At 38.7% G+C, this 13,907-nt stretch carries 12 protein-coding genes and 2 tRNA genes; 12 read left to right on the top strand and 2 right to left on the bottom strand.

Annotated elements, in window-relative coordinates:
- Positions 1 to 9: 9 nt before the first annotated feature.
- The 4 genes from P2W72_RS05090 (at position 10) to P2W72_RS05075 (ending at position 3,098) form a co-directional block, all read left to right on the top strand.
- Positions 10 to 777, top strand: coding sequence for an SDR family oxidoreductase (locus P2W72_RS05090; RefSeq protein ID WP_276359827.1), 768 nt, complete (start codon positions 10 to 12; stop codon positions 775 to 777).
- Between the two features lie 12 nt (positions 778 to 789).
- On the top strand, positions 790 to 1,662 hold the full coding sequence (locus tag P2W72_RS05085) for an SMP-30/gluconolactonase/LRE family protein (RefSeq protein ID WP_276359826.1): 873 nt from the start codon (positions 790 to 792) through the stop codon (positions 1,660 to 1,662).
- Positions 1,663 to 1,868: 206 nt separating this feature from the next.
- A complete protein-coding gene (gene ychF, locus P2W72_RS05080) occupies positions 1,869 to 2,969 on the top strand; it encodes a redox-regulated ATPase YchF (RefSeq protein ID WP_276359825.1) in 1,101 nt (366 codons plus the stop codon).
- Between the two features lie 57 nt (positions 2,970 to 3,026).
- Positions 3,027 to 3,098 (top strand) — tRNA-Arg (locus tag P2W72_RS05075).
- Positions 3,099 to 3,159: 61 nt separating this feature from the next.
- Here the strand turns inward: P2W72_RS05075 and P2W72_RS05070 are convergent.
- On the bottom strand, positions 3,160 to 4,509 hold the full coding sequence (locus P2W72_RS05070) for a DUF1080 domain-containing protein (protein ID WP_276359824.1): 1,350 nt from the start codon (positions 4,507 to 4,509) through the stop codon (positions 3,160 to 3,162).
- 104 nt (positions 4,510 to 4,613) lie between these two features.
- Here P2W72_RS05070 and P2W72_RS05065 point away from each other — a divergent pair, with 104 nt between their 5' ends.
- From P2W72_RS05065 to P2W72_RS05045, 5 genes are all read left to right on the top strand, one after another.
- Positions 4,614 to 5,420: an endonuclease/exonuclease/phosphatase family protein gene (locus P2W72_RS05065; protein ID WP_276359823.1), complete on the top strand. Its 807-nt coding sequence runs from the start codon at positions 4,614 to 4,616 to the stop codon at positions 5,418 to 5,420.
- A gap of 82 nt (positions 5,421 to 5,502) precedes the next feature.
- Positions 5,503 to 6,609, top strand: a complete 1,107-nt coding sequence (locus P2W72_RS05060; protein ID WP_276359822.1) for a carbohydrate-binding family 9-like protein — start codon at positions 5,503 to 5,505, stop codon at positions 6,607 to 6,609.
- 9 nt (positions 6,610 to 6,618) lie between these two features.
- Positions 6,619 to 7,374, top strand: a complete 756-nt coding sequence (locus P2W72_RS05055) for a hypothetical protein (RefSeq protein WP_276359821.1) — start codon at positions 6,619 to 6,621, stop codon at positions 7,372 to 7,374.
- Positions 7,375 to 7,453: 79 nt separating this feature from the next.
- Positions 7,454 to 9,769, top strand: a complete 2,316-nt coding sequence (locus P2W72_RS05050; protein WP_276359820.1) for a patatin-like phospholipase family protein — start codon at positions 7,454 to 7,456, stop codon at positions 9,767 to 9,769.
- On the top strand, positions 9,766 to 10,326 hold the full coding sequence (locus P2W72_RS05045; RefSeq protein ID WP_276359819.1) for a hypothetical protein: 561 nt from the start codon (positions 9,766 to 9,768) through the stop codon (positions 10,324 to 10,326). The genes P2W72_RS05050 and P2W72_RS05045 overlap by 4 nt, the downstream gene beginning before the upstream one ends.
- A 38-nt stretch (positions 10,327 to 10,364) precedes the next feature.
- Here the strand turns inward: P2W72_RS05045 and P2W72_RS05040 are convergent, their stop codons facing one another.
- Positions 10,365 to 12,686: a BamA/TamA family outer membrane protein gene (locus P2W72_RS05040; RefSeq protein WP_276359818.1), complete on the bottom strand. Its 2,322-nt coding sequence runs from the start codon at positions 12,684 to 12,686 to the stop codon at positions 10,365 to 10,367.
- 41 nt (positions 12,687 to 12,727) lie between these two features.
- Here P2W72_RS05040 and P2W72_RS05035 point away from each other — a divergent pair, with 41 nt between their 5' ends.
- From P2W72_RS05035 to P2W72_RS05025, 3 genes are all read left to right on the top strand, one after another.
- Entirely contained in the window at positions 12,728 to 13,471 is a 744-nt protein-coding gene (locus tag P2W72_RS05035; RefSeq protein ID WP_276359817.1) for an RNA methyltransferase, read from the top strand.
- Positions 13,472 to 13,522: 51 nt separating this feature from the next.
- Positions 13,523 to 13,593 (top strand) — tRNA-Cys (locus P2W72_RS05030).
- 25 nt (positions 13,594 to 13,618) lie between these two features.
- Positions 13,619 to 13,801, top strand: coding sequence for a spore protein (locus tag P2W72_RS05025; protein ID WP_276359816.1), 183 nt, complete (start codon positions 13,619 to 13,621; stop codon positions 13,799 to 13,801).
- Positions 13,802 to 13,907 lie beyond the last annotated feature (106 nt).

Raw genomic sequence — 13,907 nt, 5'->3', positions numbered from 1 at the left:
TAAAAAACAATGGATAACAGGGCTTTCATAAATAAAGTAGCAATAGTAACAGGCGCAGGACAGGGCATTGGATTTGAAATATGCAGACAGCTTGCCAAGGAAGGAGCCAATGTTATCCTGAATGACATTGATACCGGTCTTGCTGAAAAGGCTTTAGAAATAATTCATCAGGAAAACAGCAACTGCATTGCAATGCCGGGAGATGCAAGTGAAATTAATTTCATTCAAAGTATGATAGACGAAGCGGTTTCAAAATTCGGGAAACTGGATATTGTTATTGCCAATGCAGGTATCACCTTATTTGGCGACTTCCTGAGCTACAGTCCCGAAGCTTTTAATTCTGTAATGAAAGTTAATCTGACAGGCACCTTCTTTCTGGCACAAGCTGCCGTAAAGCAGATGAAAGAGCAAAAAACAGGAGGATCCCTGTTGTTTACTTCTTCTGTTACAGGGCATCAGGCACATAAAAATCTGGCAGCCTATGCAATGACCAAGGCAGCTATAGAAATGCTTGCAAGAAATCTGGTTATTGAAATCTCCTCATACAATATCAATGTCAATACCATTGCACCCGGCGCAACGGCAACTGAAAGGACGTTGAATGACCCTGATTATGAAAAGGTTTGGTCAGGATTAACTCCGATGGGACGCCCCGGAACAACAAAAGACGTTGCTGATGCAGCTTTATTCCTCGTGTCTGATAAAGCAAAACAAATTACCGGGCATTGCCTGGTAATTGATGGCGGATGGTCTTGCATCAGTCCTTCTCCATATTGATTTTGATAAAAGATGACAGCCACAGAATTATATCCCTCACAATGCAAGCTGGCAGAAGGTCCGGTGTGGGACAATTCAAAAAAATGCTGCTATTGGGTAGACATTGATGGCTACACTCTGTTTGAATACCAATGGAATACCCGGACGGTAAAAAAGAGAAAGTTCGACCAGAAACCCGGGATGCTTGCTTTATCCGAAAATAATACACTGATTATTGCATTAAACAGAAGTATTGCAAGGTATCATACAGAATCTGAAACTTTGGAGATGCTGCTGGAAGTTGAACCCGGAAATACAGCGAATCGTTTTAATGATGGCAAATGTGATACTAAGGGAAGGCTTTGGATCGGCACCATGCATATGGAGTTCAAACCTTATACCGGATCTTTTTACTGTATAGATAAGGATCTGAAACCAATCAAATACTTAGACCAACTGACTATTTCGAATGGCATGGCATGGTCACCTGACAATAAGCGCCTGTATTTTATCGACAGCCCGAAACAAACCATTGAATCCTACCTGTTTAATGCAGAAAGCGGAAAAATCATTTTTGAAAAGATTGCTGTGCATATCCCCAAAGAACTGGGGACACCCGATGGAATGACCATCGATACGGAAGGAATGCTTTGGGTGGCACACTGGGGTGGTTTTGGCGTTTACAGATGGGATCCTGTTAATGATATCTTGCTGAATAAGATTGATCTGCCTGTGCCCAATATTACTTCCTGTACTTTCGCAGGTGATTTGCTTGATATACTGGTCATCACCACTGCTCAGGGTGATCTGAATGAAGAAGAGCTGAAAAAATATCCACAAAGCGGTAACATTTTTTATTTCAAAACCGCCTCCAAAGGTTTTTTAGCCAATAAATGTCTGATATGATGTAAAAAGCAGCCGGCACAATTTTATCCGGATACAGAGGATATAAATTGTAGCAAAGAATAGTGAAATCCCTTTTACATCAGCACACCCGGGGTAAAACTCAGAACATATTTTCTATCTTTGCGGCAAAATGGGAAGCAGCCGAAAGCTCAGAGCTTAACGTTTATAGCCTATAATTATAAATAACACTTATTACTTACAAACAAATGGCATTACAGTGCGGTATAGTAGGATTACCCAACGTTGGGAAATCAACACTTTTTAACTGTCTCTCAAACGCGAAAGCACAGGCAGCAAACTTTCCTTTTTGTACTATAGAACCCAATGTCGGTGTAATTACAGTGCCTGATCCAAGGTTAACTAAACTGTCAGAGCTGGTTAAACCGGTAAAAGTGCAGCCAAATACGATCGAGATCGTTGATATCGCAGGGCTCGTAAAAGGAGCAAGTAAAGGTGAAGGACTGGGAAATCAGTTTCTTGGCAATATCAGGGCAACAAATGCAATCATCCATGTTTTACGTTGTTTTGATGATGACAATGTTATTCATGTTGATGGCTCTGTAGATCCGATCCGCGACAAAGAAATCATTGATACCGAATTGCAGTTAAAAGACCTTGATGCAATCATAAAACGGATTCAGAAGGTTGAGAAGATGGCAAAAACCGGTAATGACAAGGATGCAAAAAAGACTTATGAAGTTTGCAGTATTGTAAAAACACATCTTGAATCCGGAAAATCAGTACGTACCGCTCCTATTAGTGATGAAGACAGAGAATTTATCGCTGATCTGTTTCTTCTCACAGAAAAGCCTGTTATGTACGTTTGCAATGTGGATGAAAAGTCGGTTGTAAACGGAAATAAATATGTTGACCGTGTACGTGAGGCTGTAAAAGAGGAAAATGCTGAAGTTCTGGTCATTTCAGCTCAAATCGAAGCAGAAATTGCCTCTTTGGAAAGCTATGAAGAGCGTCAGATGTTCCTTGAAGATCTGGGGCTTACCGAATCAGGTGTAACTCAATTGATCAGAGCAGCATACAAGCTTCTGAAATTAGCCACATACTTTACAGCCGGAGTACAGGAAGTAAGAGCCTGGACAATCACCGAAGGCTTTACAGCACCTCAGGCAGCAGGCGTAATTCACTCAGATTTTGAAAAAGGATTTATCCGTGCCGAAGTTATCAAATATGATGATTTCGTAACTCTGGGTTCAGAAGCTGCATGTAAAGAAGCCGGTAAGCTTGGTGTTGAGGGTAAAACCTACATTGTTCAGGACGGCGACATCATGCACTTCCGATTTAATGTTTAATCCTTGCCGCTGACCGGGGAATAACTATATTTATACCCACAATATCATTAGGATAATGTACCCATAGTTCAATGGATAGAATTGCAGATTCCGGTTCTGCTGATGGGGGTTCGAATCCCTCTGGGTACACAATTAAACAAAGAAAGCCAATTTTTCAATTGGCTTTCTTTGTTTAATGAGATGTATAAACCTATTTCAATTCTTTTATTTTGATGCTCCTGAACGACACCTCATCGCCATGATCCTGTAAAAGGATTTTTCCCTTAGGTGCAATTCCAAAACCCTTAGCCGATTTAAACTTACTCTGAGCAACACTTTCCATGAACTCAGCCGACCCGCGGTGGTATTCCAGAACTTTAAATCCGTTTAACCAATGCTCCACTTTACTATCAGGATAGACCCTGATCATCCCCTGATTCCAGTCGCCAACCTTTTTGATCGAATTGGGTATCTTTTGTGCCGGAATAATATCATATAGCGATGCCTGGGTTCTGTTTCCTTTGATTCCCATTTTTGCATCCGGATGGTTTTCATCATCCAGTATCTGATATTCCAGTCCCAGAACCGAACCATCCAGATTCTTCACAAAATACTTGAGTCCGCTGTTTGCACCTTTGGTTAGTTTGAAATCAAATTTCAATTCAAACGCAGAAAACTCTTTTTCAGAAACGATATCTCCTCCCCTGGCTTTTTCTCCCGGAATATCCCTGATGGCACTTAAAATACCGTCCTGAATTTGCCATCCATCTGCCGGAAATGTACTTCCTTTGGCCGAAGTCCACCCTTTGGAAGTTTTGCCGTCCCATAACAATTGGTATCCCTGCTTTTTCTCTAAAGAAGAAAGATCATTGGTAACCATATTGACAACAAAGATATTATCGGGTGCCGAGGGCTTAAGGTTTTCAGTTTGTATCCGGATATTTTTCCAGCGAATCTGCCGTCCTTCAGGTTCTGATGAGGGAATTGCATGAACCTGCATTGCAATAAATCCTTTAGTGGTCATATCGTCAATCAGATGAGCAACAGGAATACCATTCACCCATGTACGTATTGAATTTCCGATGCATTCGATACGGTATTTATTCCATTCATTATTCTTAAAGGCCTTTTTAGCTGCCTGATGAAGCTCCAGGTTATAAAGCCAGCCTCTTCTGCCCTCTTCATAAACACCGCCACTCCAGGCTCTTGCGGATGGGTCAATCTCCATCTGATAACCATGCACCCTTCCGTTCTGGTATTCAGACTTACTCAGACTTCTGAATTGAATACCCGAATTCATTAAGGGATGAACAAACAACTCCACCTCCAGGATAAAATCACCATACTCCTTTTCTGTTGCCAGAAAAGAATTGGGGGTATTGGAAACTGTAGTTCCAATGATCTCATCTCCTTTGGCTTCATATTTAGCTTTCCCGCCAAGCAACCGCCAGCCACTCAGATCTTTTCCGTTATAGAGGTTTTGCCATTTTGAATCAGATTTCTGCGCAAAAACATTGGCAGAAATAAAAATGAGCAGCAATAAAGTTAATCTCAAATTCATAGGATATTTTTTAATAAATGTACAAATTCCTGCCATTGATAAATCAAGCCGGGTATAAATAAATTTTGTTAAAATATCCTACTTTCACAGCTCAAAACAAAATAATGAAAAAACTAATATTTGCCCTGTTCGTATTCCTTTCTGCTTCCTGTGGTACTACCAGAAATCAGAGCACTTCAACCAATCGATCATCTGAATCAGAGTTGAAGATCATGTCTTATAATATTCATATTGGTAATCCTCCATCAAAACCAGGAATTATTGATATGGAAGCAATCATTAAAACAATCAAGGCAGAAAATCCTGACATCGTCAGCTTGCAGGAGGTAGATGTTAATACCGCCCGTTCAGGCAAAATAAATCAGGCAGAAATTATAGCAAGAAAGCTTGGGATGAATTTTTTCTTTGCTAAATCTATCGATCATGATGGCGGCGATTATGGGGTTTGCATTCTTTCCAGATTTCCGGTCAGCGAAACTAAAATCTATCATTTAACTACTCTTGCAGGTACAAAAGGCGAACCGAGAGTAATGGCAACAGCCAGAATACAGCTTAAAAATGGAAAATATATCCGTTTTGGTGCTACTCACTTAGACCATCTGAAAGATCCTTCAAACAGGGAAGCACAGATTGAGGAGATCAATAAAATTGGGACTGATGAAACTCTGCCGTTCATCATTGCAGGCGACTTAAATGCAGAAACAGAATCAGGTGCTATCCAAAAGCTGGATCAGGTATTCAGCCGAACCTGCATCAGGTGCGAACCAACATTTCCGGTTGTAAAACCAGACAGGACCATTGATTTTATCGCCTTTAAAAAAACTGATTCCTTCAGCATTATTTCACATCATGTAGTACAGGAACACTACGCATCTGATCATTTACCGGTAGTAGCATTGTTACGTTTTTAAACACCTGCATAATTCATATTTAACTGCAAATTGTATTAGATTTAAACAATTTATTTTCTTTTAACATCAATAACATCCTGCTTTGTCATTTAAACACAATCTGAAAAGTATTCTGCTCACATCAGCAGCATTATTATCTCAACTGAATACTTTCTCTCAAAATTCATTCATCGGACTTGAAAGTCTGTTTACGGCACCAAAATCATACACACTTTTTCAGACTCCTGCCCCTTTAAGCATTGATGGAGAATTAAATGAAAAAAGCTGGAAAGATACCCCATGGACAGATTATTTTATCAATATTGAGGGCGAGAACAAACCGGCCCCGGCCTATAAAACCAGGGTAAAGATGCTTTGGGATGAGAAGTACCTCTATATTGCTGCAGAACTTGAAGAACCTCATCTATGGGCCAATAAACAACCTGAAAAAGATATTATTTTCAGAGACAATGTTTTTAAGGTCTTTATTGATCCCGACAATAATGTAAATGATGATTTCGAGATTCAGATCAACCCATCCAACAAGATGCTCTTTCTGGTAATGAATAAACCTTACAGAGATGGAGGAGTTCCGGTAACAGGATGGCAGCCAATCGGGTACAAATCAGGTGTAAAACTGATGGGGACTCTTAATAAATCAGACGATACCGATAAGGGCTGGATAGCAGAAATCGCACTTCCACTGGCTGCATTTAGTTTTAATCCGATGAACATCAAACCCAATGGCGGACTCAGAATTAATTTCCTGAGAACCAACTTCGATTTTGCAGTAAAAGACGGAGTATATTCAAAGGCACTGGATGCTGAAGGAAAGCCATTTCCACCACGTTATTCAGTCTGGACTTCTCAGGGAATTGTAAATATGCATTATCCGGAAAGATGGTCATACACTGTATTTTCAGATAAGGCACCCGGAAATTCATCCGAAAAATTTATCCTGCCTTATACTGAGCAACAAAGAAAATATTTATGGCTGGCCTATTACAGACAAAAAGAGTATTTCAAAAAAAATAAACGCTATGCATCTTCTTTAGAAGAGCTTAATATACCTGAAGAAAGTATTATAGAAGGTAAAAAGAACAGCCTTAAACAGGAATCAACAAGTAAACAATTTCTGATCAGTATCAAAGAGGCCGGCTCAGAAATTTCAATCAGCGTAGATCAGGATGGTCTGATCAGCAACCTATAAATCACTATCATGAAACTTAAAACTATACTGCTGGCTTTATTATTTATCAGCACAAATTCAATATTTGCTCAGAAAACCGAACTATTAATTCTTCCTACCATTCATGGTGGTCATAAAAAGAATGTGAACTATAATTTCGGACATGTCAGGAACATTATCAAAAACTTCAAACCGGATATTATTGCGGTAGAGATCCGTCCCGAGGATATGGATAAGGATACAACTTATCTGAAAGCCTTTTTTAACCCTGAGATGATCATGTTTAAAAATGAATTTCCGGAAGCTAAAAAATATGGGATTGATTATATGGGTTCAGATGTGGAAGGGAAAATGCTTCCGGATGATTTCATGAAAGACACCATTGGTGAATTTGGAAGATTCAGGGTAATGAATCAGAAATTAATGAAAGACAGTGCTATTGTTAAAGCACGGATTGCAAAAGGGCTACCGGCTATTATCTCTAAACGCAGTGAAATGATGGCTAACTTAAGTGCAAATGAACTTATGGAAGGCAAATATGATGCTTTAACCGAAGAGTTCACTCAGGGACAAACTGCTGTTTTACGTAAAACACCCTATCAATATTATGACGATTTTCAGGTTAAACGTGATCAGCGGATTGCAGATAATATCAAAGCAATTGCATTAAAAAATAAAGGCAAAAGAATTATTGTTCTGACCGGAGCAAACCATCACAACAGAGCCTACAGGTTAATGAGCAAAGAGAAGTCAGTAAATCTTATCAAGGTAGCAAACGATAAATAAATCCATTTACCTTAAAACGATAACGATCAGAATACCAAGCTGATTGTTTTCCAAAAAGCTTACTTTTGAGGCAGATTATATGAAAAGATCTGCCTCTTTACTTTTGTTTCTGTTTTGCATCTTAACTGCAAGGGCTCAAAAAGTCGGACTTGTTTTCAGTGGAGGTGGTGCAAAAGGGTTGGCTCATATTGGTGTTTTAAAAGCCCTTGAAGAAAATAATATCCCAATAGATTATATTGTAGGAACATCAATGGGCGGCATTGTTGGCGGCATGTACGCAGCCGGATATAGTCCTGAAGAAATTGAGAAAATTGCTCTCAGTGAAGACTTTCAAAACTGGGTAAGCGGAAATTTTAAGAGCGAATACCGTTATTTCTTCAATAAAAAAGCAGAGAATCCTTCATTTATTACGGCCAAGCTGGAAATTGACACCGGCTTCAATATCAGACTCCGATCTAATCTGATCAATGATGTTCCGTTAAACTTTGCCCTTTTAGAGCTCTATGGGCAGGCTTCGGCCATTGCTAAAGATGACTTCAACAAGCTGTTTGTTCCGTTCAGATGTATTGTAGCTGATGTATTTTCGCAAAAGATGATTTCTGTAAAGACAGGAAATATGGCTGAAGCAATAAGAGGAACTTTTACTGTGCCGCTGGTGTACCGTCCGGTAAAAGTCAATGATAAATATGTATTTGATGGCGGACTTTACAATAACTTCCCTGTGGATGTAATGAAGGACGAATTCGAACCCGATTACATTATTGGGACCAATGTCTCTTCAAAAACATTTAATGAATACCCTAAAGAGAACGATGAAAAGCTTATGAATCGTTTTCTGATGTATATGTTTCTGTCTAAATCTGACTCAACGGCTATAGGAAAACAGGGAACATATATTCAACCTGATTTGTCTGCATACAGCACCACAAACTTCACTCCGGTTGCAGAGATCATCAAAAAAGGTTATGATGCTACGATTGCAGATATCCACTCAATTAAGATGGCCATATCAAGAAGAACCGACAAAGCTGATCTGGACAAGCGTAGAAATGAATTCAAATCGGCATTGCCGCAGCTTAAATTTAACAATATCAGCTCCAGCGGAATCAACAGCATGCAGAAGAAATACATAGAAAGGGTTATTCACAATACCATTGAGGAAGAAAAAAGCCTTGAAGAGGTCAGGAAGGGGTATTATAAACTGGTAGCAGATGATAATTTTGAGACCGTTTACCCTCGCATAACCTATGACAAGGGAAATAACACCAGTAATTTTGAACTACAGGTACAGCCGCAAAAGAGCTTTAAGATTGATTTCGGTGGGGCAATTTCAACCAGACCAATAAGTAATGCTTATGTAGGATTGCAATACAATTATCTCAGAAAAAAATCATACACGATATCTGCAAATTTTTATGCCGGCGGATTTTACGAGTCGGGGCAGGCTACTGCAAGAGTAGATATCCCTTCAAAAATTCCGATGTATGTGGAAACTGAACTTACCTATAACCACTGGAATTATTTTAACAAGAGTCAGATCTTTATCGAGAGTGTAAAACCAGCTTTTATAGAGCAATCTGATCGAAGAATAGTAATGAAATTGGGAATCCCGTTTAACAAAAACGGCAAACTTGAGGCTCAGACGGGTTTTATTAATTTCAATGATCATTACAGCCCGAACCAAAGATTTAGCTATGGAGACATTCTTGATTTCAACAGGTTCAATGGCTTTGTGAATGAAATTCAATTCAAGAAAAACACATTGAACCGCAGACAATATGCCAGTGAAGGCTCTTCATTTCAAATGGGACTGCAATTATTTACAGGGACAGAGAAATATCTTCCCGGGAACATCTACAGAGATGAAATCAGTTTTAGCCAGATTACAAACAGTCATAATAAAAGACATTGGTATAAAGCAATGATCAGCAGAGAAAATTATTTCCTCGGTTCAAAAAGGTTCTCTCTTGGATATCTGGCAGAAGCTATTATCTCAAATAAGCCTCTTTTTACTACATTTAAAGCCACATTACTTAGTGCTCCAACATTTAATCCGCTGCAGGATTCAAAATCATTATACCTGGCAAATTTTCGGGCTAACAGTTATGGGGTCTTAGGAATAAAAAATGTTTTTCATTTAAAAAAGAATCTGGATTTGCGTGCAGAAGGATTTATTTTTCAGCCTGTTAAAGAGTTTAAGATTACCGGGCTTCAATCTGTGGCCTTTGGAGAGTCTTTTACAAAGCAATATTTTGCATATACTGCAGGCTTAGTCTATAATACTTTTACCGGACCAATCAGTTTGAGTTATAATCATTACGATGATGCGCAGAAACGAAATGGTGTTATGTTCCACATTGGATTTTTAATCTATAATAAACGCTCATTCGAATGAAAAGCATGAAATTCATTATCACTGTTTTCATACCGGTTTTCATAGTAAAATCGGCCTTTGGAATCGTGGGAACGCCTATTTCTCAAAAAATGGAGATTAATAATTTTATTGTGAAGGAGACTCAGCTCAACAGCAATAAATTAAGCATCATTGCAACTGATCAAAACGAAATACCTTTGAAAAATATAAATGGCATCTTTCAGTTCAGCATCAATGGGTTTAAAAATGAGTTCAGGTTTAATAATGGAATAACAGTCTTTCCGCAACAAATAGATGAATCTACATTTATTTATCTGCGACATGAAAATGAATCAGGAACAAATGGAAAACTGTATTATATCTTAAGCAGTAATGGAAATTTAAACACTTTTGAAATCAGCTGGATAATTCTGGCAATTATTCCTTTAAGCATTTTACTTCTGATTTTTCTTTTCAGAAAGTTCATTATTATAGGAGGAGTAATACTTATACTCGTTTTCTTCTTTAATTCGAAACATGGATTAAATCTGTCGACCTTTATTGATACGATATTTGACGGTTTGAGGAATTTGGTTTGATTCACAAAGGCACGGATGCATTTAATTAGAATTTAACACTAAAAAGGCATTCCTATACCGAAGTTATACTGAACAAAACGATATACATCAGGTCGGTGTGTGGTTTTATACTCCTGCTTAAAATCCTTTTTATTGAACAGGTATTTAATTACGTACTGGTCAGAGCCGGTAAATTGAGGATCTTTGACTTTAAATCCGGCATCTAAACGGAAGACAAAATAGTTAAGATCAAACCGAAGCCCGGCACCTACCCCCATAGCCAACTGACCGATAAATTTATTGAATCTGAATTCTCCACCCGGATTTTCGACAGCTTTCTCTCTGCGCCAAACATTGCCAAAATCTGCAAAAGTAGCACCTTTAACCTTTGCGTTAAGGATATTGTCAGCAATTTTAAACCGATACTCCAGGTTAGCTTCAAACTTAATTTCACCCAACTGATCCAGATTACGGAGGTTTAATCTCAGGGTATCGGCCTTCCCATCAGAACCTAAAACAGCCCTGTTATAATTGCCCGGGCCTAAAGTTCTTGCCTGCCAGGCTCTTACCCCGCTTGATCCACCGGCAAAAAAATTCTTTTCAAAAGTAAGCTGATCACTATTTCCATAAGCTATTCCTACACCCGGATTAACTCTGGCAACGAACTGCCTTTCACCGCCAAATGACCGATAGTAGCGGAGATCTATTTCAGTTTTAACATATTGCTGATATGGTAATCCCAATAATTTTCTGTAACCATCTGCATCCTGCTTAAACTTCACAATCTGGTTAAGCAGACCCAGCGAATTACCAGCCATATCTATAGTTCCTCTGAAGAACCAGAAATTGGAATAGCTGTTAAGTTTTACTCCGTTTAAAGTAAATGCATATTGACTGCCCAGGTTGAAAAACTGTCTGTCGTTTGTTCTTACATACAGCTCAAATCCACGCTGCTCAAGGCTATCCCTGAATACGGGATCGAGCTTTCCCTTTCTGAATTCAATATTAACGGGAGTAAATGAGTGTAATTTAGTTTTGGTTTCCACCCAATCGTAAGTAATTGAATTGACAAAAACCCGGCTTGAAAAAGCCTGACGCTGATCAAAAAGCTGAAAATTACTTGATATTGTGGTATGAGGAACACCGTTTTTGCCCATTACAGGTATTCTGAAAGGAACAAGAAGCTTTGGAGTCACAATATTAACTCCGAGCTGCAGATCCCGGCTGAATATCCGGTCAAGAAAACTACCTTGAGCATTAGCGTCAAAAATCACTCCGTATTTGGCTTTAACTTCCAATAATTCAGCACCTCCAAATACATTCCGGTTAGTATATGTATTTCCAATATTGAAGCCATTCCGACCTGCATTAAAGGTATACTCACCTTCAATACGATTACTCATTTTCTTAAGCGGAGATATTTCATAAACCGGACGCAGCCTGTTCGTACTGTCACTGGCCTTGACAAAATCGATCTTCAAATTTCTGAAAACATTAAGATCATAAAGCCTGTCATATGTAAGCTCCTCATTGCCAATACTATACAAATTACCCTTCTTTAGAAACATATAGCGGGCAATAGGTTTTGCATCAAATTTACCGGAATGATCAATAAAGCTGAACTGAGAATCCAGAGTAACTGTATCCGGGTTTATAAGATCCGTCAAGCCATTACTTTTCAATATAGTAACCTGGCTATTATCGATTGTATAAGTTTGGTGAGCAGGCTTATCTGCAGGATTAGACAAAAACAATTTAAGATCAGCTGCACTGCTGTTCAGGTTACTATCAACATCGAACCTTACATACTGCCTGACATAATCATAATAGCCATTACTTTTCAACAATCTGTAAATCTGTTCACGTTCATAGGCTAAAGAGTCTGAATCGAAGCGCTGACCTTTTTTCAAACGACTGAACTGATCCTTTTTAGAAAAGTATAATGCCGCTACTGTTGTATCTTCGATCTCATAGTTGATATCCCTGATCCTAAATTCAGGTCCCTGATCGGCAGTAAATATTATTACAGACTTCTGCTTTTCGCTTTTAATCTGACTTTGCACTTTAGCATCAAAATAACCTTTTGTAGCCAGAAACTTCTCGATCTGAACGCGGGATATCTCTACAAGAGAACTATCCAGTAAATGAGGTGCTTCGCCTATTGACTTTATTCTATCTGTGCGGTATTTACCATTTTTTGTGTTAAAAGTATTGTATAATGCCAGATTAAGTCTCGAATTCTGCCTGATATCATTTTGCACAAATGTCAGGGCAGTTTCAAGATATTGCTTATCAACACCCTCGAGTTTAACCTTCTTAACAAGCGACTGATCATCGGCTATATAACGTGAAGCATTACAGGAGGCAAATATTATTATCAAAAGCAGTATACTTGCAAATGAGGTGCTACGGCATATAAGGTATGATTTCAAAGTCTCAAATAAGTTTTATAAAATCTTTACATCAAAAAAAGTTCCGAAAAGAGCACGGCCTTTTCATTGTTGAAGGCCTCAAATCATTCTCAGAATTTATCGGTTCCGGCTATGAGATCGATTCTGTATTTCATACTGAGGATCTGAGTCCAAAGTTGAGCAAATTATCACAAAATGTAAAGATATATCGTGTCAGTACTGAGGAACTCAGTAAGATTAGTGCGCTAAACACTCCGCAACACTTACTGGCTATTATTAAAATTCCCGAAAATCCTGAAATTAAGCCTGAAAATCTGAAAGGGACTTTTCATATTGTAATAGATGGCATTCAGGATCCGGGAAATCTGGGAACAATTATCCGTACAGCAGACTGGTTTGGATTTAAATACATCATCTGCTCTCAGGATACTGTAGAGGTGTATAACCCTAAAGTTGTGCAGGCTACAATGGGCTCTCTCCCCCGGGTTAAATTAATTTATACCGATCTTATTAATTTTTTTGCCGGCACTGATCTTCCGGTTTTTGGAGCTCTGCTTGATGGAAATTCGATTTATAAGACAGATTTCGGCAATGAAGGTTTGATTCTTTTAGGCAATGAGGGAAAAGGAATAAGTACCGGATTAATGAGTAAAATTACGGTTCCGGTAACAATTCCGCGCTTTGGAAAGGCCGAATCTCTTAATGTCGCAGTATCAGCATCAATATTTTGTTCAGAAATAAGAAGAAATTCTTAAAATTTGTTGGGGAGCAATAATAATTTGCTACTTTTGCAGTCCTTTACAAAAGGTCGGGTGGCCGAGTGGCTAGGCAGAGGTCTGCAAAACCTTTTACAGCGGTTCGAATCCGCTCCTGACCTCAATAAAAAAATTAAATTTAAAACCATGGGTGTTACACGTTTAAAAAGAAAAGACAGAAAAAATAAGACCACTTCACGTTTAGAGGTTCAATTTTTGAAATTAGGCCGGAATATTGAAACCGGAAGCCGTTCAGCAGAGTCTGCTAAAAGCCAGCTAAGCAAAAATAATGCTGTTCTTGCAGCAATTGAAGCTGCGGCAAAAAAATAATCAGCAATAAGCTGTAAAAAAGTCCTGGTCTGAACAGGAGGGCACTGAAAAAGCCACTCCTTTTGGGAGTACTTTAATGAAACGATCAAGCAGGAATTATCTTACT

Origin of the sequence: Daejeonella sp. H1SJ63, from assembly GCF_029360775.1 — a bacterium.
In the GTDB taxonomy this organism is placed as follows: Bacteria; Bacteroidota; Bacteroidia; order Sphingobacteriales; family Sphingobacteriaceae; genus Daejeonella.
The sequence above is the reverse complement of the archived record's forward strand: the minus strand, read 5'-3'. Positions and strand labels throughout refer to the sequence as shown.

Coding starts and splice junctions, on each gene's coding strand:
- P2W72_RS05090 (WP_276359827.1), top strand. CDS start 10: ATGGATAACAGGGCTTTCATAAATAAAGTAGCAATAGTAACAGGCGCA.
- P2W72_RS05085 (WP_276359826.1), top strand. CDS start 790: ATGACAGCCACAGAATTATATCCCTCACAATGCAAGCTGGCAGAAGGT.
- ychF (WP_276359825.1), top strand. CDS start 1,869: ATGGCATTACAGTGCGGTATAGTAGGATTACCCAACGTTGGGAAATCA.
- P2W72_RS05070 (WP_276359824.1), bottom strand. CDS start 4,509: ATGAATTTGAGATTAACTTTATTGCTGCTCATTTTTATTTCTGCCAAT.
- P2W72_RS05065 (WP_276359823.1), top strand. CDS start 4,614: ATGAAAAAACTAATATTTGCCCTGTTCGTATTCCTTTCTGCTTCCTGT.
- P2W72_RS05055 (WP_276359821.1), top strand. CDS start 6,619: ATGAAACTTAAAACTATACTGCTGGCTTTATTATTTATCAGCACAAAT.
- P2W72_RS05050 (WP_276359820.1), top strand. CDS start 7,454: ATGAAAAGATCTGCCTCTTTACTTTTGTTTCTGTTTTGCATCTTAACT.
- P2W72_RS05045 (WP_276359819.1), top strand. CDS start 9,766: ATGAAAAGCATGAAATTCATTATCACTGTTTTCATACCGGTTTTCATA.
- P2W72_RS05035 (WP_276359817.1), top strand. CDS start 12,728: ATGATTTCAAAGTCTCAAATAAGTTTTATAAAATCTTTACATCAAAAA.
- P2W72_RS05025 (WP_276359816.1), top strand. CDS start 13,619: ATGGGTGTTACACGTTTAAAAAGAAAAGACAGAAAAAATAAGACCACT.